Annotated in this window: 21 protein-coding genes; 10 read left to right on the forward strand and 11 right to left on the reverse strand. The window is 75.5% G+C overall.

Annotation, left to right across the window (positions count from 1 at the left end):
- Positions 1-34: 34 nt before the first annotated feature.
- Entirely contained in the window at positions 35-1,828 is a 1,794-nt protein-coding gene (locus tag BMZ50_RS04715; protein WP_091321713.1) for an AMP-dependent synthetase/ligase, read from the reverse strand.
- A 154-nt stretch (positions 1,829-1,982) separates the two neighbouring features.
- Here BMZ50_RS04715 and BMZ50_RS04720 point away from each other — a divergent pair, with 154 nt between their 5' ends.
- Genes BMZ50_RS04720 through BMZ50_RS04735 form a run of 4 tightly spaced genes read left to right on the forward strand, consistent with a single transcriptional unit; the run spans position 1,983 to position 4,929 of the window.
- Positions 1,983-2,417 (forward strand): SRPBCC family protein, encoded by a 435-nt coding sequence (locus tag BMZ50_RS04720; RefSeq protein ID WP_091321715.1) that lies wholly within the window; start codon positions 1,983-1,985, stop codon positions 2,415-2,417.
- 8 nt (positions 2,418-2,425) lie between these two features.
- Positions 2,426-3,583 (forward strand): ArsA-related P-loop ATPase, encoded by a 1,158-nt coding sequence (locus BMZ50_RS04725; protein ID WP_091321717.1) that lies wholly within the window; start codon positions 2,426-2,428, stop codon positions 3,581-3,583.
- Positions 3,580-3,936, forward strand: a complete 357-nt coding sequence (locus BMZ50_RS04730) for a hypothetical protein (protein WP_091321719.1) — start codon at positions 3,580-3,582, stop codon at positions 3,934-3,936. Before BMZ50_RS04725 ends, BMZ50_RS04730 begins: the two co-directional genes overlap by 4 nt.
- Positions 3,937-4,929 carry an ROK family glucokinase gene (locus tag BMZ50_RS04735; RefSeq protein WP_091321721.1) on the forward strand — a complete coding sequence of 331 codons (993 nt, stop codon included), beginning with the start codon at positions 3,937-3,939 and terminating at the stop codon, positions 4,927-4,929. It begins immediately after the preceding gene.
- 43 nt (positions 4,930-4,972) lie between these two features.
- On the opposite strand, the gene BMZ50_RS04740 is transcribed toward BMZ50_RS04735, so the two are convergent.
- Genes BMZ50_RS04740 through BMZ50_RS04750 form a run of 3 tightly spaced genes read right to left on the reverse strand, consistent with a single transcriptional unit; the run spans position 4,973 to position 7,736 of the window.
- A complete protein-coding gene (locus tag BMZ50_RS04740) occupies positions 4,973-6,220 on the reverse strand; it encodes an ornithine cyclodeaminase, nickel-pincer nucleotide-dependent (protein ID WP_091321723.1) in 1,248 nt (415 codons plus the stop codon).
- 35 nt (positions 6,221-6,255) lie between these two features.
- On the reverse strand, positions 6,256-6,936 hold the full coding sequence (locus tag BMZ50_RS04745) for a hypothetical protein (RefSeq protein WP_091321724.1): 681 nt from the start codon (positions 6,934-6,936) through the stop codon (positions 6,256-6,258).
- Positions 6,933-7,736, reverse strand: a complete 804-nt coding sequence (locus BMZ50_RS04750) for an alpha/beta hydrolase (protein ID WP_245753349.1) — start codon at positions 7,734-7,736, stop codon at positions 6,933-6,935. Before BMZ50_RS04750 ends, BMZ50_RS04745 begins: the two co-directional genes overlap by 4 nt.
- Positions 7,737-7,861: 125 nt before the next feature.
- On the opposite strand from BMZ50_RS04750, the gene BMZ50_RS04755 reads away from it, so the two are divergent.
- Positions 7,862-8,629: a lysophospholipid acyltransferase family protein gene (locus tag BMZ50_RS04755; RefSeq protein ID WP_245753351.1), complete on the forward strand. Its 768-nt coding sequence runs from the start codon at positions 7,862-7,864 to the stop codon at positions 8,627-8,629.
- 33 nt (positions 8,630-8,662) lie between these two features.
- Here the strand turns inward: BMZ50_RS04755 and BMZ50_RS04760 are convergent, their stop codons facing one another.
- The 3 genes from BMZ50_RS04760 to BMZ50_RS04770 are packed head-to-tail and all read right to left on the reverse strand — an operon-like array spanning position 8,663 to position 11,716.
- On the reverse strand, positions 8,663-9,259 hold the full coding sequence (locus BMZ50_RS04760; RefSeq protein WP_091321729.1) for a TetR/AcrR family transcriptional regulator: 597 nt from the start codon (positions 9,257-9,259) through the stop codon (positions 8,663-8,665).
- Positions 9,246-10,178 (reverse strand): alpha/beta fold hydrolase, encoded by a 933-nt coding sequence (locus tag BMZ50_RS04765; RefSeq protein WP_091321731.1) that lies wholly within the window; start codon positions 10,176-10,178, stop codon positions 9,246-9,248. Before BMZ50_RS04765 ends, BMZ50_RS04760 begins: the two co-directional genes overlap by 14 nt.
- Positions 10,175-11,716, reverse strand: a complete 1,542-nt coding sequence (locus BMZ50_RS04770; protein ID WP_091321734.1) for a flavin-containing monooxygenase — start codon at positions 11,714-11,716, stop codon at positions 10,175-10,177. Before BMZ50_RS04770 ends, BMZ50_RS04765 begins: the two co-directional genes overlap by 4 nt.
- A gap of 102 nt (positions 11,717-11,818) precedes the next feature.
- Between BMZ50_RS04770 and BMZ50_RS04775 the strand changes: the two genes are divergently transcribed.
- Complete coding sequence (locus tag BMZ50_RS04775; RefSeq protein ID WP_091321736.1) at positions 11,819-12,712, forward strand: short-chain dehydrogenase/reductase; 894 nt, start codon at positions 11,819-11,821, stop codon at positions 12,710-12,712.
- A 58-nt stretch (positions 12,713-12,770) separates the two neighbouring features.
- Here BMZ50_RS04775 and BMZ50_RS04780 read toward each other — a convergent pair whose 3' ends face one another.
- Both BMZ50_RS04780 and BMZ50_RS23995 read right to left on the reverse strand, forming a co-directional pair.
- Positions 12,771-13,091 carry a DUF6221 family protein gene (locus BMZ50_RS04780; RefSeq protein ID WP_143087080.1) on the reverse strand — a complete coding sequence of 107 codons (321 nt, stop codon included), beginning with the start codon at positions 13,089-13,091 and terminating at the stop codon, positions 12,771-12,773.
- Positions 13,088-13,240, reverse strand: coding sequence for a hypothetical protein (locus BMZ50_RS23995; RefSeq protein WP_177212638.1), 153 nt, complete (start codon positions 13,238-13,240; stop codon positions 13,088-13,090). Before BMZ50_RS23995 ends, BMZ50_RS04780 begins: the two co-directional genes overlap by 4 nt.
- Positions 13,241-13,275: 35 nt before the next feature.
- On the opposite strand from BMZ50_RS23995, the gene BMZ50_RS04785 reads away from it, so the two are divergent.
- Positions 13,276-13,764 carry a polyadenylate-specific 3'-exoribonuclease AS gene (locus BMZ50_RS04785; RefSeq protein WP_091321740.1) on the forward strand — a complete coding sequence of 163 codons (489 nt, stop codon included), beginning with the start codon at positions 13,276-13,278 and terminating at the stop codon, positions 13,762-13,764.
- An 81-nt stretch (positions 13,765-13,845) separates the two neighbouring features.
- Here the strand turns inward: BMZ50_RS04785 and BMZ50_RS04790 are convergent, their stop codons facing one another.
- Positions 13,846-15,060: a cytochrome P450 family protein gene (locus BMZ50_RS04790; protein ID WP_091321744.1), complete on the reverse strand. Its 1,215-nt coding sequence runs from the start codon at positions 15,058-15,060 to the stop codon at positions 13,846-13,848.
- Positions 15,061-15,197: 137 nt separating this feature from the next.
- Between BMZ50_RS04790 and BMZ50_RS04795 the strand changes: the two genes are divergently transcribed.
- Complete coding sequence (locus BMZ50_RS04795) at positions 15,198-16,466, forward strand: PucR family transcriptional regulator (protein WP_091321747.1); 1,269 nt, start codon at positions 15,198-15,200, stop codon at positions 16,464-16,466.
- A 117-nt stretch (positions 16,467-16,583) separates the two neighbouring features.
- Positions 16,584-17,231 carry a hypothetical protein gene (locus BMZ50_RS04800; RefSeq protein ID WP_143087081.1) on the forward strand — a complete coding sequence of 216 codons (648 nt, stop codon included), beginning with the start codon at positions 16,584-16,586 and terminating at the stop codon, positions 17,229-17,231.
- 15 nt (positions 17,232-17,246) lie between these two features.
- Here the strand turns inward: BMZ50_RS04800 and BMZ50_RS04805 are convergent, their stop codons facing one another.
- Entirely contained in the window at positions 17,247-17,468 is a 222-nt protein-coding gene (locus BMZ50_RS04805; RefSeq protein ID WP_091321751.1) for a hypothetical protein, read from the reverse strand.
- Positions 17,469-17,633: 165 nt separating this feature from the next.
- Here BMZ50_RS04805 and BMZ50_RS04810 point away from each other — a divergent pair, with 165 nt between their 5' ends.
- Positions 17,634-18,659 carry a 6-phosphofructokinase gene (locus tag BMZ50_RS04810; RefSeq protein WP_091321753.1) on the forward strand — a complete coding sequence of 342 codons (1,026 nt, stop codon included), beginning with the start codon at positions 17,634-17,636 and terminating at the stop codon, positions 18,657-18,659.
- Positions 18,660-18,703 lie beyond the last annotated feature (44 nt).

Raw genomic sequence — 18,703 nt, forward strand, 5'->3', positions numbered from 1 at the left:
CGCGCGGCGGGACGGGGCTCGGTGTGGGCCTCTCTCAGCGGCTGTAGAGCGCCTCCACCTCGGCGTCGAACTCCTTCATGACCACGGCCCGCTTGAGCTTGAGGCTCGGGGTGAGCATGCCGTTGGCCTCGGTGAAGTCGGTGCCGAGCACCCGGAACTTCTTGATCGCCTCCGCCTTGGACACCGCCTTGTTCGCCTCGGCGACGGCCGCGTCCAGCTCGGCCAGCAGGTCGGGGTCCTCGGTCAGCTTCCCGACCGGGGTGCCGGCCGGCTTGCCCGTGCTCTCCAGCCAGGCCGGGAGCGCCTCCTCGTCGAGGGTGATCAGCGCGGCGATGAACGGGCGCTGGTCGCCCACGACGATGCACTGGCTGACCAGGCGGTGGGCGCGCAGCCGGTCCTCGAGGACGGCCGGGGCGACGTTCTTGCCCCCCGCGGTCACCAGGATCTCCTTCTTCCGGCCGGTGATCGTGAGGAAGCCGTCGGCGTCGAGCTGGCCGATGTCGCCGGTGTGGAACCAGCCGTCGGCGTCGATGGCCTCGGCGGTGGCCTGCTCGTTCCGCCAGTAGCCGCGCATGACGACCCCGCCGCGGATGAGGACCTCGCCGTCCTCGGCGATCCGGAAGGCGACACCGGGCAGCGGCTGGCCGATGGTGCCCATGCGGAAGGCGCCGTCGTGGTTGACCGCGGCCGCGGCGGTGGTCTCGGTGAGGCCGTAGCCCTCGAAGATGGTGACGCCGATGCCGCGGAAGAAGTGGCCGAGCCGCTCACCGAGGGGCGCGCCGCCGGAGACCGCGGCCATGCAGTTCCCGCCGAGGGCGGCCCGCAGCTTGCTGTAGACGAGCTTGTCGAACACCGCGTGCTGCAGGCGCAGCCCCAGCCCGGGCCCGCCGGTGTCCTGGGCGCGCGACCAGTCGACCGCGACCTGGGCGGACTTCCGGAAGATCTTGCCCTTGCCGTCGGCCTCCGCCTTGGCCTCCGCGCCGTTGTAGACCTTCTCGAAGACGCGGGGGACGGCGAGGACGAACGTCGGCTTGAACTCGCCGAGGTCCTGGACCAGGTTGCTGATGTCCGGGGTGTGCCCCAGGACGGTCCGCGTCGCGACCGCGCCGACCTCCAGCTCGCGGGCCAGCACGTGGGCCAGCGGCAGGAACATCAGCATCGAGCCGTCCACGTTGAGGAACCGGCCCAGCAGGCTCATCCCGTTGCCGATGCCGAACAGGAAGTTGGCGTGGGTGAGCTCGCAGCCCTTCGGCCGCCCGGTGGTGCCGCTGGTGTAGATCAGGGTGGCGAGGCTGTCGGCGGTCAGCGTGGCCCGCCGGGCGGTCAGCTCGCTGTCGGGGACGTCCTTGCCGGCGGCGATCAGCGTGCCGACCGCGTCGTCGTCGATGACCCAGACCGAGCCGAGGTCGGGCACCTGGTCGCGGATGGACTCGACGGCGGAGGCGTGCTCGGCGGTCTCGACGACGATCACGGTGGCGCCGGAGTCGGAGAGGATCCACGCCACCTGGTCGGGGCTGGAGGTCTCGTAGACGGGCACCACCACCGCGCCGGCGGCCCAGATGGCGAAGTCGAGGACGGTCCACTCGTACCGGGTCTTGGCCTGCAGGGCGACGCGGTCCCCGGGGGCGATCCCGCCGGCGATCAGCCCCTTGGCCACGCCGGCGACCTCCGCGCCGAACTCCTTCCACGTCACGTCCTGCCAGTGCCCGTCGCGGCGGACACGCAGCCCGACCTCGTCGCCGTGTTCGCTGACGTTCGTCGTCAGCAGGTCGGGAAGGGCCTCGTCGGGGCCCACCTCGGTCGTCGCGGGGATGCTGAACTCGCGCACGCCTGGTCCTCTCCTCCCCGCCGGTCCGAGGCATCGTCGCCCGCGGCCCCGGTGCAGGGTCGTCTCGACAATCTAACGGCTGGTTCTACCCATGAGTAGCGCAGCAAGTGACGGTCGGCACGCGGGGCGTCGGCGAACGGTTAGCCTGCTGCCCATGGCCGACCAGTCCACGCAGTCGATCACCGTCGCGGCGCCGCCGTCCGACGTCATGGCGGTCATCGCCGACTTCCCGGCCTACCCGCAGTGGGTGGCCGCCACGAAGAAGGTGGAGGTGCTCGGGACCGGCGCCGACGGCCGGGCCACGCGGGTCCACTTCGTGCTCGACGCCGGTGCGGTCAAGGACGACTACGTCCTCGACTACACCTGGGACGGCGACCGGTCGGTGTCCTGGACCCTGGTGCAGGGGCAGATGCAGAAGCGCCAGCAGGGCTCCTACACCCTGGTCGAGACCGCGCCCGGCACCACCGAGGTCACCTACGCCATCGCCATCGACCTGTCCATCCCGATGCTCGGGATGATCAAGCGCAAGGCGGAGAAGGTCATCCTGGACACCGCGCTCAAGGAGCTCAAGAAGCGCGTCGAGGGCTGAGCGGCCCGGTGCACACGCTGCTCCTCACCGGTCCCGGCGGGGCCGGGACCTCCACGCTCGCCGCGGCGGCCGCCGTGCGGTCCGCCCGCTCGGGCCGGCGCACGCTCCTGCTCACCCGCCCCGGCGCGCAGCGGTCCGACCTGGCGGCGGTCGCGGGGCTGGCGGTCGACCGGGTCGAGCCGCTGGGCGCGCTGGAGGCGCTGTGGGCCTCCATCACCGGCAGCGCCGCCGCGGCCGGCCTGGCCCTGCCCCCGGCGAGCTCGGTCGTGCCGCTGCCCGGTGCCGGCGAGCTCGCGCTGCTCGCCCGGCTGGCCCGCGCCGCCGCGGGGGACGAGGCCGACACGGTGGTCCTGGACGCCGGCCCGCTGGAGTCGGCCACCGCACTCGTCGCCCTCCCCGGGGCGCTGCGGTGGTGGCTGGACCGGGCGCTGCCGGCCCGGCTGCGCATGCTCGGTGCCCTCCGCACGGCCGCCGTCCGCAGCGGGGCGGCCCGCCCCGGCCCGGCCGACGTCGTGCTGGCCGCCGTCCCGGGGCTCGAGGAGCTGCTCGGCCGGCTCACCCTGACCGACCCGGCGACCACGGAGATCCAGCTGGTCGCCGTGCCCCGGCCGGACGCCGTCGCGCGGCTGCGGGCGGCGGTGACCGTGCTGGCGCTGCACGGCCAGCGGCCCAGCGCCGTCCTGGCCCGGGTGCTGCCGGCCGGTGGCGCCGGCGCGTGGTGGGCGCGGCGGGCCGCCGAGCAGGACGCCGTCCTCGCCGAGCTGGCCGGTCTCGCCCCGGTGCACCGCGTCGAGGAGGCGGCCGAGGTCCCGGCCGGGGCGCAGGCCCTCGCCGGGCTGCTGCCCGAGGGCGGCGCCGGCCGGGTCCCGGCGCCGCCCAGGGCCCCGGCGGCCGAGCGGGTGGCCGATGGCTGGCGGCTGGCCGTCCCGCTGCCCTGGGCCGAGCGGGACGGCCTGGAGCTGACCCGGTGGGAGGACGACCTGGTGGTCACGGTCGCCGGAGCGCGCCGGTCGATCCGGCTCGACCCGCTCCTGCGGCGCTGCCGGGTCACCGCCGGCCGGCTCGCCGACCCGGGCACCGCCGCGGCCCGGCTCGATGTCTCCTTCGCGCCCGATCCGCACCAGTGGCCGGCCGACCTGCTGGCCGCCGAGGGGAGTGACCGATGACCGACGGATCCGACTGGGTGGAGCAGGCCCGCCGGCTGGTCTCCGGGCTGGGCCACACGCTGGGCGAGAGCCTCCGCAGTCCGGGCGCCGACGCGCAGCACGGGAGCGACTGCCGCTGGTGCCCGCTGTGCCAGGCCGCGGCGGTGCTGCGCGGCGAGCGCCCGGAGATCACCGCGGCGCTGGCCGACGCGTTGAGCAGCGCGGCCACCGCGCTGCGGGCGTACGCCGAGTCCCCGGCCCCCGCGGCGCAGGCCCAGCCGGGGACCGCGGAGGAGCCCGGGCCGGACACCGCGGGGGAGCCCGAGCCGCCGGGGGGCGGCCCTTCGGCGGTGCAGCGGATCGAGATCGCCTGAGTGGCCGTCGAGAGCGGGGCCGCCGACCTGCCCGCGCTGGGCATCGACGTCGGGGGCACGAAGGTGGCCGGGGGCCTCGTCGCCCCCGACGGCACGGTCCTCGCCACGGCCCGGCGGGCGACGCCGGGTGCGTCGGTGAGCGAGACCGAGGACGCCATCGCCGCGGTGGTCGAGGAGCTGGCGGGAGCACGGTCGGCGCCGGTGGTCGGCGTCGGGATCGGGGCGGCCGGCTGGTTCGACCGGACCGGGGACACCGTCCTGTTCAGCCCGCACCTGGCCTGGCGCAACTCGACGCTGCGCAAGGACCTCGCCGCGCGGCTGCAGCAGCCGATGTGGGTGGGCAACGACGCCGACGCCGCCGCCTGGGCCGAGTACCGCTACGGCGCCGCCCGAGGCGCCGACCTCGCGCTGATGATCACCCTGGGCACCGGCATCGGCGGCGGCATCGTGATGAACGGCCGGCTGCAGCGGGGCGCGCACGGGGTGGCGGGGGAGTGGGGCCACATGCGGGTGGTCCCGGACGGCCGGCTGTGCGCCTGCGGCAACCGCGGCTGCTGGGAGCAGTACGCCAGCGGCACCGCGCTCGGCCAGACCGCGCGCGAGGTGGCCCGCAACTCCCCGGCCGCGGCCGCGCTGCTCCTGGAGCGGGTGGACGACGACGCCGACCGGTTGACCGGTGAGCACGTGGCGACGGCCGCGGCCGAGGGGGACCCGCTGGCGCTGGAGCTGCTGGCCGACGTCGGGCACTGGCTCGGGCAGGGCATCGCCGACCTGGCCGCCGTCCTGGACCCGGAGGTCGTCGTCATCGGCGGCGGGGTCAGCGTGCTCGGCGAGATGCTGCTCGCCCCGGCGCGGGAGCGGTTGCGGCGGGCGCTGCCCGGCCGCGGCTTCCGGCCCGGACCGCGGGTGGTCGCCGCCCGGCTGGGCGCCCAGGCGGGGCTGGTGGGCGCCGCCGACCTGGTCCGCCGCGCGGTCGCCGACGACGAGGTCTGAGCGGAGTGGGTTCGTCCGCGTCACGCGGACGAACCCACTCCGCTCAGGTGAGCTCGCGGGCCAGCTGCTCCAGGAACAGGCCGATGTCGGTGACGATCCCCGTCGCCTGCGCGCTGCCCCGGTCGGCCAGCTTGGTCACCGTCGCCGGGTTGATGTCCACGCACACCAGCGGCACCGCCGCGGGGAGGATGTTCCCCGTCGCGATCGCGTGCAGCATCGTCGCCAGCATGATCGCGAAACCGACGTCCGGCAGGTGGGCGCGCATCGCCCGCTGCCCCTCGAGCACGTCGGTGTGGACGTCCGGCAGGGGGCCGTCGTCGCGCACCGAGCCGACCAGCACGAACGGCTTGCCGGCGCGGACCATCGCGTGCATCACCCCGCCGGTGAGCACGCCGGAGTCGACGGCGGCGGCGATCGACCCCGCCCGGCGGATGGTGTTGATCGCCCGGATGTGGTGCTCGTGCCCGTGCGGCACCCCCGCGCCCTTGGCCAGGTCGACCCCCAGGGAGGTGCCGTACAGGGCCGACTCGATGTCGTGGGTGGCCAGCGCGTTCCCGGCGAAGAGGATGTCGACGTAGCCGGCCTCCACCAGCCGGACCATCGCCGGGGCGGCGCCGGTGTGCACGATCGCCGGCCCCCCGACCCAGAGCACCTTCTGGCCCGCGGCCCGCACCTCGCGCATCCGCTCGGCGATCTGCCGGACCAGCACCACCTGCGGCTTCTCGCTCGACGCGGCCGACGACATGAAGCTGAACTCCTCCTCGTCCCCGCGGGCCACGGTAGGGGGCATCTCCACCCGTACGCCGTGGGCCCCGCAGACCACCTGCTCGCCGGCGCGCACGTCGCTGACCGGCACGGTGCGGACGAGGATCCGCCCACCCTCCCGGCCGTCGCGTTCGCCGACGACCAGGCCGCAGTCCATCTCGGCGCGGTCCACCGGCAGCCACTCCCGGTCCAGCCGCACGTAGGTGCGGAGGTTGGTGGTGGAGTAGAAGTCCTCGGGGAAGACGCCGTCGGTCGGCGCCGGGCGCAGGGTCGCCGTGCCCGGGTCCACGGCGTTGGCGCCGTGGGTCTGCAGGCGCATGACGATCCGCTCGAGCAGCTCGGCGTCGGGCGCGCTGATCCGCACGAGCGCCCGGGACTCGTCCGCGTGCTGCCGGCCCACGTCGAGGTGCTCGATCAGGTAGTCCCCGCCGTACTCCAGGACGTCGTCGAGCACCCGGGCCAGGATGCCGGTGTCCATGAGGTGGCCGGTCAGCGTGACGGTGGTGGCGTGCGGCACGGGGTCCACCCGACGCAGGCTAGGGGAGCCGTAGCCGCCGACGATCAGACGACGGCGCCGTCGTCCCCGTCGTCCACCGACCGTTCCCGCATCCGGGACACGACCAGCCAGGCCCCGCCGGCGATCGCGGCGACGCCCAGCACCAGGCCGGTGTCGGAGGACAGCCCCAGCACCCGCGGGGCCGCCAGCAGCACCAGGCCCACGGCGACGAGCAGCACCGCGTACAGGGACCGCGGGGACGGCGCGGGCAGCGGCGGGGGCGGGGGCGGCTCGTAGTGCTCCTCGGGCAGATCGAGCACCGACGGCTCGGCCGGCGCCGGTGGCGAACCCGCGGCGGGCTCCTCCCGGACGACGGTGCGGCCGTTCTCGGCCTCGAAGGCGGCCACGATGCGCGCCCACTCGGCGTCTTCGTCGACCTCCTGCCGGGATACCCGGCGGTCCGGGCCCGCCGCCGGCTCCGGGTGGTGCTCGTCGACGTGCTGGTCGACCAGCACGCGACCCTCACGGCTGCGGGCGCGGTCGACGAACAGCCGGTCGGTCGGCGGGCTGGGCAGCGACACGGTGCGGGTGTATGGCTCGACGTCGGCCGACGGCTCCAGGTAGGCGGCGATGCCCACCTCGCGCAGCAGGTCGAGCAGGAGCTCCCCGACGCGGGGGTCGACGTCGCGCAACGGCGTCCAGAGGGTGGCGTCGAGCCCGTTGTCGCGCCGTCCCCGGCCGCTCACGGCGCCCCGTCGCGGGTGGCGGGCACGCGCGCCCGGATCCAGTCGACCGACCCGGCGAAGATTCGCGGGGCGTCGTTGTCCAGCGTGGCGACGTGGTAGCTGTCTTCGAGCAGCACCTCGGTGGTGTCGGTGCTGGAGACCCCGGCCAGGAGCACCCGCACCGACGCCGGCTCGACGACGTGGTCGGTGACGCTGCGGAAGACCAGCAGGGGAGCGGTCACCCGGGCGAGGTCCGCGCGGGTCGCCGTCCACAGCCGCCGCAGGCCCAGCACCGCGCGGGTGGGCAGCGCGGCGTAGGCGCGCTCGGTGACGCCGGGCTTCTTGATGTCGTCGGCGATCGCCTTCCAGCGGGGGGTCAGCCGGGCCAGCAGCGGCAGCAGCTTCGCGTCCAGCCGCTCGGTGAGCAGGGAGGGGTTGACCAGCACCAGGCCGGCGATGTCGTCCGGGCGCAGTTCGGCGAGGCGGATCGCCAGGGTGCCGCCCATCGACAGGCCGCCGACGACGACGCGGTCGCACTCGGCGGCCAGCTCGTCGAGGGCGCCGCTGACGGCGGCCAGCCACTGCTCCTCCGTGCTGGCGTTGCAGTCCTGCCAGCGGGTGCCGTGGCCGGGCAGCAGCGGCGCCCGGACGGCGAACCCCGCGGCGGCCAGGTGCTCGCCCCACGGCCGGATGCTGAACGGCGACCCGGTGAACCCGTGGACCAGCAGCACGCCGGTGCCCCCGCCGGCCGCGCCGCCGGGGAAGGCGAACGGCTCGGCGCCGGGCCGCACGGCGGCTGGGGGCGCCTGGTCAGTGGGCACGAAGGTCCTCCTCGGCGTCGGCCGCGGTGCCGACCGGCTGGGCGAGCGGGTGCACCGGAGGCGCGCGGACCCGCAATTGTCCATCGGCCGCCGGGCTCCTTAGTCTGGCAGCCCCCGAGGGAGGCGTGTTGTTCTACTGGTTCCTCAAGTTCGTGGCGATCGGCCCGGTCGTGAAGCTGGTGTTCCGCCCCCGGGCGGAGGGCACCGGCAGCGTGCCCCGCACCGGTGCCGCCATCCTGGCAAGCAATCATCTGTCCGCGGCCGACTGGATCTTCATGCCGCTGTCGCTGCGCCGGCGGGTGACCTTCCTGGCCAAGGCCGAGTACTTCACCGGCTCAGGGATCAAGGGCTTTCTCCAGCGGGCCTTCTTCTCCGGAGCCGGCCAGGTGCCGATCGACCGCAGCAGCGCCTCGGCCGCGGAGGACGCGATCCGGACCGGTCGGCGCATCCTGCGCGAGGGCAAGCTGCTCGGCATCTACCCCGAGGGCACTCGCTCGCCCGACGGCCGGCGGCTCTTCCGCGGCAAGACCGGGGTGGCCCGGATGGCGCTGGAGGCCGGCGTCCCGGTGGTGCCGGTGGCGATGATCTACCGGCCGCGGCGGCTGCCGCTGGTGGGGCACAAGCTGCCGAAGGTGTGCGTGCGGTTCGGCCGGCCGCTGGACTTCAGCCGCTACGAGGGGCTGGCGGGGGACCGGTTCGTCGAGCGGTCGATCACCGACGAGATCATGTACGAGATCATGACGCTGTCGGGGCAGGAGTACGTCGACGTCTACGGCGCCGCGGTGAAGAAGTCGATGGGCGCCACCGGTGCGTCGGCCTCCGAGGTGCTCAGCCGGCTGCTGCCGCCCTCGGACGAGGCCGCCGACCGCGCCCCGGAGTCCCTCGCCGGCTGAGCCCCGGACGGTTGTGGCGCGAACCGGCCGGGGTCAGCGGTCGAGGAGGCGGTCGAGGACGTCGGTGAGCAGCCGAAGCAGCTCCGGGCGGGACGTCGCCGGGTCCCGCACCCACTGGTGGACCAGGTCCTCGGTGAAGGCGAACCAGGCCCGCACCAGCTGCCGGCGCAGCGCGTCGTCGGGCAGCTGCAGGGCACCGACCACCAGGTCGACGAGCGCCTCGCGGGTCTCCTCGTAGACCTCGGCCACCCACGGGTCCCCGCCGGCGGCGCCGCGGACGAACGCGATGTGGCTCTCCCGGTAGGTCTCCACCCAGCCCACGTAGCGGTCCAGCATGCCCGCGGCCTGCTCCTGCGGCGGGGCGCCCGGCCGCGGGGTCAGGTGGGCGCGCAGCAGGTCGGCGGCGGCGCGGGTGACCGCGGTGTAGTAGTCCCGCTTGGACGGGAAGTAGTGGAACAGCAGGCTGCGGCTGATCCCGGCCCGGCGGGCCACCTCGTCGATGGTGAGCTCCTGCACCGGGGTGGTGGGCAGCAGCTCCAGGCCGATCGCCACCAGCTGCGCCCGCCGGTCGCCGGCCGAGCGGCGGGCGCGGGGCGGCCCGGCCCCGGAGGACCGCTCAGGCGGCGGCACGGTCCGGGACCGCCGCGTCCAGCAGCCGCTGCAGCGCCGCGGTGACCAGCTCCGGGCGCTCCTGGGGCAGCATGTGCCCGGTCCGCGGCACCACGTGCAGGGCCGCGCCGGGCAGCACCTCGGCCAGCTGCCGGCTGTGCCGCAGCGGCGTGAGCTTGTCGGTGTCGCCGACGAGGATCTCCACCGGCACGCGGGCCAGCGCCGCCAGCTCGGTGCGCTTGTCGTGGTCGCCCAGCGCCGGCAGGAACGCGGTGAAGGCACGCACCGTGCTGGCGTGCATGATCACCGCGCCGGCGCGGACCATCTCCTCGGTCGCATCGGCGCCGTAGAGCAGACCGCGCACGATGGCCCGGTGGCGCGGGTGGTCCGGCGGCACCAGTTGCCGCAGCCGCTCCACCACCCGGGCGCCGGCCTGTGCGGCCCTGAGGGCGCCCGGGGTGAGCCGCTGGCGCACCCGCTCGGCGCGGGTCCGGGGCGCCGGCTGCAGGTCGCCGGCGGAGGTGGCCACCAGCGCCACCCCGCGCACCCGGTCACCGAACAGCTCGGGCCGGGCGGCGGCCAGGCACATGATCGTCATGCCGCCCATGGAGTGCCCGCCCAGGACGACCGGGCCGGACGGCGCCAGCTGTTCCAGGACGGCGGCCAGGTCGACACCCAGCTGGGCGATCGAGATCGATGAGGAGCCCCAGCTGGAGCGGCCGTGCCCGCGCTGGTCGTAACGGACCAGGCGCAGCTCCCCGGCGGCCACCCGCGGGGCGAGCAGCTCCGCCGGGTCGTCCCAGGCGGCCTGGGCGAGCGTCCAGCCGTGGGCCAGGACGAGGGTGACCGGTGCGTCGTCGGCGCCGTCGACCGTGGCGTGCAGGAGGGCGCCGTCCGGCGTGCCGACGGCGACGGTGCGGCGGAGGGTCGGGGTTCTCACGCGGCCACCTCCTGCCGGGTGCGGGCCTCGGCCCGCAGCCCCACGTAGTTCTCCCGGTCGAACCTGCGCACCAGTCTCCGGAACCGGAAGGTGAAGTCCGGCCACAGGGTGGTGTTGTGCCCGTGCCGGTCGAGGTACCAGCTGGCGCAGCCGCCGGCCAGCCACACGGTGCCCTGCGACTTCCGGGCGATCAGCTCGCGGTAGGCCTGCTGTGCCGCGGGCGTCGTCTCGAGGACCTCCAGGCCCTCGGCGGTCATGGTCTGCAGCGCGTCGTCGACGTAGGCCAGCTGCGACTCGATCATGTAGACCATCGAGGTGTGGCCGACGCCGACGTTCGGCCCGACCAGCAGGAACAGGTTGGGGAAGCCGGCCACCGCGGTGCTCCGATTGCTCACCATCCCCTCGGCCCACACCTCGGCGAGGGTGCGGCCGTCGCGGCCGGTGATGCGCCCGGCGATCGGCAGGTCGGTCACGTGGAAGCCGGTGGCCAGCACGATGGTGTCGGTGGGCCGCTCGATGCCGTCCTGCGTGACGATCGAGCGCGGCCGGACCTCGGCGATGCCCGCGGTGACCAGCTCGGCATTCGGCGCGGCGACCGCCGGGTAGTAGTCGTTGCTGATCAGGATGCGCTTGCAGCCGATCGTGTAGTCCGGCGTGAGCGCCGCCCGCAGCTTCGGGTCGCGGACCTGCCGGTGCAGGTGCGCGCGGGCGAGCCTGCCGACCGGCCGGAGGAAGCGGCGGTTCTTGGCCATGCCGACGACGAGCAGCTCGCGGGTGAGGTAGAGGAGGCCGCGCACGCTCTTCTGCAGGCCGGGGACCAGCCGGTAGAGCCGCTGCTTCCACGGGGGCACCGGGCGGTCGGTGCGGGGCACGATCCACGGAGGCGTGCGCTGGTAGACGGTGAGCCCGGCGACCTGCGGCTGGATCGCCGGCACGATCTGGATGGCCGAGGCGCCGGTGCCGATGACGGCGACCCGCTCGCCGGCCAGGTCGTGGTCGGCGTCCCAGCGGGCCGAGTGCATGACGGTGCCGGTGAAGGAGGCCAGCCCCGGGATGTCGGGGTAGGTGGGGTCGGCGAGCGCGCCGGCGGCCGAGACCAGCACCCGGGCGCGGAACTCACCGGCCGTCGTCGTCACGTGCCAGCGCCGGTCGGTGTGGTCCCACCGGGCGGCGGTCACCTCGGCACCGAACACGCAGTGTGCCCGCACGCCGTACCGGTCCGCGGTCCCCTGCAGGTACGCCTGGATCTCCGGCTGCTCGGAGTAGGAGCGCGGCCAGTCCGGGTTGGGCGCGAAGGAGAACGAGTAGAGGTTGGACTGCACGTCGCACGCGGCGCCGGGATAGGCGTTGTCCCGCCAGGTGCCGCCCACGTCGCCGGCCCGCTCGAGGACGACGAAGTCCTGCTCGCCGCGGTTGCGCAGGGCGATCGCCATGCCGAGGCCGGCGAAGCCCGATCCGATGATCGCGACCCGCACCTCCCGCACGGCGGGTGCGCCGGCCGGTGCGGGGGCGGGCTGGCTCTCGAGCGTGCTGGTCACCGTTCGGCTCCTTCGTCGTCCCGGCTTGCTGAGCAACGGTCAACAAGCTACAACGTCTCTTGAGCAGTGCTCAATTCGACAGCTGAGGTCGGAGGAGACCCGATGGCGCGCCGTCCCCGCACGTCCCTGGCCGGTCAGGCCGTTCTGATCACCGGAGCCGCCCGCGGCATCGGCGCCGAGCTCGCCCGCCGGGCCGCCGCCCGCGGCGCGCGCGTGGCGCTGGTCGGGCTCGAGCCCGAGCTGCTGGCGCGGGTCGCCGACGAGCTGGGCCCCGAGCACCTGTGGGTGGAGGCCGACGTCACCGACGCCGACGCGCTGGCGGCCGCGGTGCAGCGCACGGTCGACACCTTCGGCGGGCTCGACGTCGTCGTCGCCAACGCCGGGATCGCGCCGCTCAGCACGGTGATGACCAGCTCCGCGCACGCGCTGGCGCGCACCATCGAGGTGAACCTGATCGGCGCGATGCTCACCGCGCACGCGGCGCTGCCCGAGATCGCGAAGCGCGAAGGCCACGTCCTGCTGGTCAGCTCCGCGGCGGCGTTCACGGTGCTGCCCGGGATGAGCGCCTACTGCGCGGCCAAGGCCGGCCTCGAGCGGTTCGGTGACGCGCTGCGGCTGGAGGTCGCCCACCGCGGGGTCACCGTCGCCAGCGCGCACCCGACCTGGATCGACACGGACCTGGTCCGCGACATCGAGGCCGTGCTGCCGACCTTCGCGGCCACCCGCCGGCAGCTGCCCGGCCCGCTCGGCGCCTACACCTCGGTCGAAGCGTGCGCGCAGGCGCTGCTCGAGAACCTGGAGACCCGCGGCCGCCGGGTGTTCGTGCCGCGCTCGGTGGGCACGGTCGCCGCGCTGCGGCAGCTGGTCACCGGCGCGCTGGCGGAGAAGGTGGCGATGAGGCTCTCGGCCGCCCGCGTGCCGCAGCTCGAGCGGGACATCGCGGCGCTGGACGGGCAGGAGTTCGGCCGCCACTCCGCCGGCCACCAGCGGAGCTGAGCCGGCCGGCGGGAGCGCAACCGGCCCCGCCGCACCCGTACGACGATCCCCGGGGCGCTCAGGATGACGGGACCGGGCGCCACTCGTCGCGGTAGTGCGGGTGATCGGCGTAGGTCTGGCCGATCAGCCGCAGCGCGTGCTCCATCGTGGCGCCCCGCTGTCCCCGCTGCTCGAGATCGCGGAAGTACTCGACCAGCTGCCGCTTGGCCTCGGCGTCACGCAGCACGTGCGACACCAGGGCCTGGTTGGTCGGGGCCGGGCTGAGCTGGACGAAGCGCGCGGCCTCCTCGTCCTCGTCGAAGCGGGCCAGCAGGAACTCGACCAGGTCGTCGTTCCGCAGGGGGAGGTCGGCGTGCCGGTCGGTGCTGCCGGCGGTCACGACGCCCACCCCCCGGCGCGCCGGCCGTCGTCCCGGCGCCCGGGGTCCGGCTCGAACTCCCGGTCGCCGCGGGAGGGGGCGGCGCCGTCCTCGCCCATGACCAGTGCGGTCACCCGGGTCGTCCCCGCATCCATCGCCAGCACCGGCATGGGGGCAACCTAACCCCGCGCCTACGGTGGGCGTCGTGCGGCGGTTCTTCTACGACACCGAGTTCATCGAGGACGGCGTCACGATCGACCTGGTGTCCATCGCCGTCGTGGACGAGACCGGGCGGGAGTTCTACGCGGTCAGCACCGAGTTCGACCCCGGCAAGGCGATCCCCTGGGTGCGACGCAACGTGCTCGACCAGCTGCCCTCACCGGCCGACCGCGCCTGGCGCAGCCGCCAGCAGATCCGCGACGACCTGCTGGCCTTCCTCACCGGCCCGGGCGAGAAGATCGAGCTGTGGGCCTGGTTCGCCGCCTACGACCACGTGGCGCTGTGCCAGCTGTGGGGGGCCATGCCGGCGCTGCCGCGGCCGATCCCGCGGTTCACCCGCGAGCTGCGCCAGCGGTGGGACGACCGTGGCCGGCCGCCGCTGCCGCCCAAGCCGGAGGGCACCCACGACGCGCTGGTCGACGCCCGCTACAACCTGGCCCGCTGGCGGGCGATGGAAGCTGCCGAGCCTCGCTGACCTGTGGGCCGTGGCAGGCCGAGATCGCCCACGCCCGGCGGATCGGCGGCGCCGTCGGGGTGTGACCGGCCGCGCGGCTGTTCAGCCGGCCCGGGTGGGCGTGGGCGTGGGCGTGAAGGTCACCGGCAGCTCGCGCAGGCCACGCAGCACGCCGCCGCCGGTCCACCGCAGCTCGTCCTCGTCGACGCCGAGGGCGAGGCCGGGCAGCCGGGCCAGCAGTGCGGTGAACGCGACCTGCCCCTCCAGCCGGGCCAGCGGCGCCCCCAGGCAGTAGTGCACGCCGTGGCCGAAGGCCAGGTGGCCGGGATCGGTGGCGCCGACGTCGAGCCGGTCGGGATCGGGGAACCGGTCGGGGTCCCGGTCGGCCGCCGCGATGGCCAGCAGCACCACGTCCCCGCGCGGGATCCGCGCGCCGCCGATCTCCAGGTCCTCGAGGGCGTACCGGGTGAGCCCGGGGTTGACCGGGCCGTCGAAGCGGAGCAGCTCCTCGACCGCCTGCGGCACCAGCGTCGGGTCGGCGCGCAGCCGGTCGAGCTGGTCGGGGGCGCGCAGCAGCGCCAGCGTGCCGTTGGCGATGAGGCCGACCGTGGTCACGTAGCCGGCGATCAACAGCAGGAAGATCATCGCCATGAGCTCCTGGCCGTCCAGGCGCTCGCCCTCGTCGGTCACCTCGATCAGGTCGGTGAGCAGGTCGTCCGCGGGCCGGGCCCGCTTGGCGGCCACCAGCTCGGCGAGGTAGCCGTGCATCCGCTCGCGCGCCGCCGTCACGCGGGCCATGTCGCTGCGCGGGTCGAACGGCCGGTCCAGCATCTCGTCGGTCCAGCCCCGGAAGCGGTCCCGGTCACCCTCCGGCACGCCGAGCAGCTCCCCGATCACGGTGACCGGCAGCGGCAGCGCGAACTCGCCGACCAGCTCGGCGCCGCCTCGGGGGGTGATCCGGTCGAGCAGCGCATCGGTGATCTCCCGGACCCGCGGCCGCAGGCCCTCCACCCGGCGGGCGGTGAAGGCCTTGGACACCAGGCGGCGCAGCCGGGTGTGCTCCGGCGGGTCGGTGCCGATCATGCTGCGGCTGAGGAAGTCCCCGCGCAGCAGCTCGGTGAGCGCGCCGGCGTGGTGCGGGTCGTTGCTCAGCCGCGGATCGGACAGCGCCGCCAGGACGTCGTCGTACCGGGCGACCACCCACACGGGCAGACCCATGCGCAGGTCGAGCCGGCGCACCGGGCCGTCCTCGCGCAGCGCGGCGAGCGCGGGGTGCGGGTCGGCCAGGTCGGCGAGCGGGGTGACCGGCACGGTCATGATCGTCTTCTTTCGGGACGCGGCCCCCGTGGGACACCACGAGCGTCGCACCGGACCCCCCGGCGCAGAAGGCGGCCGGCTCCGGCCCGCACCGCCGGGGCTGGCCGCGGGGGCCGGCGGGGGAGAACAGTGCCGCCATGAGCGGGTCGGCCGACGGCACCGTGGCGGCGATCCTCGGCGAGCTGGCCGGCGCCGCCGCCGAGCGGAACGGCCTCCCCCCGTCCCTGCTCGGCGGCTACCTGACCGCGCTGCTCGAGGTGGCGCGCACGGGCCGGCGGCTGAGCGCGGCCGAGGAACAGGAGTGCCGGCGGCTGGGCGCGGAGGCGGCCGGGGACGGGGTCGGGCTGCCGGCGCTGGTGGACCTGTACATGACCGCCTCGGCGCGGCTGTGGCCGCACCTGCCGGTCCTGCTGGACGCCGCCCGCGACCCGCCGCGGCCGGCGGGTGAACTCATCGCGATGGGCGAGGCCGTGTGGCGCGCCGCGGACACCGCGCTCGCGGCCGTGACCGGCGGGCACGCCGAGGAGCTCGCGGCCGCGGTGCGCCGGGAGGAGGCGCTCCGGCAGGAGTTCCTCGACGACCTGCTCAGCGGCCGGTCCGACGTGGGGTCGCTGGTCCGGCGCGGCGAGCCCCTCGGCCTCCGGCTCGCCGCGACGCACGTCGCCGTCGTCGCCGGCACCGACCGGCCGGTGGACGCCGGCATGCGGCTCTCCGCCGTGGTCGACGAGGCCCGGGCGCGGATCGGGAACCGCGGCCTCCTCGTCGCGGCCAAGGACGGGCGCCTGGTCTGCCTGCTCTCCTCCCCACCGGCGGACGACGCGGATCGCGGGCCGGACCCGGCCGCCGACGCGCTGGCCGAGCTGGCCGGGCCGGTGGTCGGGCGCCTGACCGGGCGGCCGGACTGGCGGGTCGGGGTGGGGCGCCCGCACGCCGGCCCCCAGGGGGTGCCGCGCTCGTACCGGGAGGCGGTCGAGGCGCTCGGGCTGGGCGAGCGGCTCGCGCTGCCCGAGCCCGTGGCGCGGGCCCGGGACCTGCTGGCCTACCGGGTGCTGCTGCGCGACGAGACCGCGACCGCCGACCTGGTGGAGGTGGTGCTCGGTCCGCTCACCGGCGCCCGCGGTGGCGCCGAGCCCCTGCTGCAGACCCTCGAGGCCTACTTCGCGACCGGCGGCAACGCGGCCGAGACGGCCCGCCGGCTGCACCTGAGCGTCCGGGCGGTGACCTACCGGCTGCGGCGGGTGGCCGACCTCACCGGCCGCGACGCGGCCGATCCGGCCGACCACCTGACGCTGCTGCTCGCGGTCACCGCGGCCCGGCTGCTCGACTGGCCTGGGCGTCGCCCGCCGGCGGGACGGGCGGCCCGGCGGACCACGCGGTCTCGTTTTCCGGGACCCGGCAGGGAATGAGCCGAGAACGATGCCCGCTGCGACCCCGGTGCGGCCCGGCGGCGGCGGGGCAGAGTAGCTGTAACTGCCGCACCACTGTCAGTGGTGATCCCGCGCACACCGTCTCGGAGTACCGCCATGCCTGCTGCCGTGCCCAGCCCCGGCCCCGCCCACGCCGTCCGCAACATCGGCCGCGTCCTGGTCCGCCTCAACCGGCTCGTCGTCCCCGCGGCCGTCGGGATGCTCGCCCTCGTGGGCGCGGGCGCGATGTCGCCGGCCATGCTGCTCCTGACCGTGCCGCTGCCCGCCCTCTTCGCCGGCGCGATGGCGGCCGTCCTCGTGCCCGGCTTCCCCGCCCTGGCCTCGGCCCGCCGCACGGTGGGCCTGGCCGTGGCCGCCGGCGCGGTGCTGATGCCGGTCGGTGCCGGGGTCGGCCGGCTCGGGGTGTTCGGGCCGTGGGTCCTCCTCGCGCTGCTCGCCTGCATCCTCGTGCTGCTCACCGACCGGCTGACCGGGCCGGGCAATTCCACCGGCAACGACCTGACCCAGCTGGCGCGCAGCGTCCCCCGCCTGCCCACCGGGGCCCTGATCTCCTCGTGGCAGGAGAGCAGCGCCGCCCTGGGCGCCGCGACCGACCCGGCGCGGCAGGAGCGGGTCGTGCACCTGCGCGGCGTGCTGCTGGACGAGCTGTCCCGGCGGGACCCCGCGGGGGTCGAGCGGTGGCTCGAGTCGGGCGACGACGCCCCCCAGGAGCACCTCGGCACGGGGCGCAACCGCACCTGGTGACCCGGCCGGCGCGGGTCAGCCGCGCAGCGCCGCCCAGTCCTCGGGGTGGGCGCGCAGGTGCTCGGCCACCGTGCGCGCCGGGTGCCCGGTGAGCGCGGGGACCACGTCGGTCACCGCGGCCAGCTCGCCGGCGGCGAGCGCCAGGTAGCTGCTCACCCAGCCCTCCACCTCCCGGTCCGGGCCGAGGGGGCGCCGCGCGGCCCACGCCTGCTCGGCCGTCTGCTCGGCGTAGGTCACCGGCGTCGTCCCGCCCGGCCAGTGCCCGGGCCACCCGCCCCCCGTGGGCGCCGGTGGCACCCGTCGCGGCGAACAGGCGGTGCGCGGGTGCGTTCCCCTGTCCTGCGGCATCATGGCGCCCAGCAACCGACCGAGCTGCGAGAGCTGTTCCCGCGGAGGGCGTACATGCGCATCGGCATCCTGACCGGCGGCGGCGACTGCCCCGGCCTGAACGCGGTCATCCGGGCCGTGGTCCGCAAGAGCGTCACGGTGCACGGTGATGAGGTCGTCGGCTTCCGGGACGGCTGGCGCGGGGTGCTGGACGCCGACACCGTGCCGCTGGACCTCTCCGCCGTGCGCGGCATCCTGCCCCGGGGCGGCACCATCCTGGGGACCTCCCGGACCAACCCCTACGCGATGGAGGGCGGCGCCGACCGGGTCATGGCCAACCTCGAGCGGCTGGGCATCGAGGCGCTCGTCCCGATCGGGGGGGAGGACACCCTCGGCGTGGCCACCAGGCTCTCCGAGGCGGGGGTCCGGGTCGTCGGCGTCCCCAAGACGATCGACAACGACCTGGACGCCACCGACTACACCTTCGGGTTCGACACCGCCGTCGGCGTGGCCACCGAGGCCATCGACCGGCTGCACACCACCGGGGACAGCCACCACCGCACGCTCGTGGTCGAGGTCATGGGCCGGCACGCGGGCTGGATCGCGCTGCACGCCGGCATGGCCGGGGGCGCCACCGTCGTGCTCATCCCCGAGCAGCCCTTCGACGTCGACGAGGTCGTCGCGCACTGCCAGCACCGCTTCGACTCCGGCTACTCGCCGATCGTCGTCGTCTCCGAGGGCGCGACGCCCAAGGGCGGGGACATGGTCCTGACCACGGGGGAGAAGGACGCGTTCGGCCACGTCCGGCTCGGCGGCATCGGCACCGCGCTGGCCTCGGTCATCGAGGAGCGCACCGGCCGGGAGGCGCGCGCGGTGGTGCTCGGGCACGTCCAGCGGGGCGGGACCCCCTCGCCGTTCGACCGGGTGCTGGCCACCCGGTTCGGGCTGGGCGCGGTGGACGCCGTGCACGACGGGCAGTCCGGGGTGATGGTGGCCCTGCGCGGCACCGACATCGTCCGCGTGCCGCTGTCGGCGGCCACCGCCCGGCTGAAGCTGGTGCCGCCGGAGCGGTACGCCGAGGTGGAGGTCTTCTTCGGCTGAGAAGGTCTTCTTCGGTTCGGGCAGGGGCCCGCCGTACCCTCGGG

The organism is Geodermatophilus ruber, from assembly GCF_900114385.1.
Lineage (GTDB): Bacteria > Actinomycetota > Actinomycetes > Mycobacteriales > Geodermatophilaceae > Geodermatophilus > Geodermatophilus ruber.